This window comes from Burkholderia sp. A2 (assembly GCF_001729305.1).
Classification (GTDB): domain Bacteria; phylum Pseudomonadota; class Gammaproteobacteria; order Burkholderiales; family Burkholderiaceae; genus Burkholderia; species Burkholderia sola.
Genome location: NZ_LZXX01000076.1, coordinates 1 through 318, shown reverse-complemented (window position 1 = coordinate 318; position 318 = coordinate 1). Strand labels below are relative to the sequence as shown.

Below are 318 nucleotides of genomic sequence, written 5' to 3'. Positions count from 1 at the left end.
CGTTCGCGCCGCCCGACGAAACCGAATCGCCCGAAACGCCGCGCCCGCGCTCGCTGTTCGGCGAAATCCTCGACTGGATGCTCGCGCCGCTGCTGCTGCTGTGGCCGATGAGCATCGCCGTCACCTATCTCGTCGCGAAGACGATCGCGAACAGCCCGTTCGACCGCGCGCTCGAGACCAACGCGTACGTGCTCGCCCGGCAGATCCATCCGGTCAACGGCGTCGCCGAACTGACGCTGCCGGAGCAGACGCGCGACTTCCTGCGCGCGGACAACATCGACAGCGTCTACTTCCAGGTGCTCGGCACGCGCGGCGAGC

At 68.2% G+C, this 318-nt stretch carries 1 protein-coding gene; it reads left to right on the top strand.

Annotated elements, in window-relative coordinates:
* The coding region (locus A9Z05_RS05720) for a sensor histidine kinase N-terminal domain-containing protein (RefSeq protein WP_176730160.1) at positions 1-318 on the top strand (318 nt) is incomplete at both ends.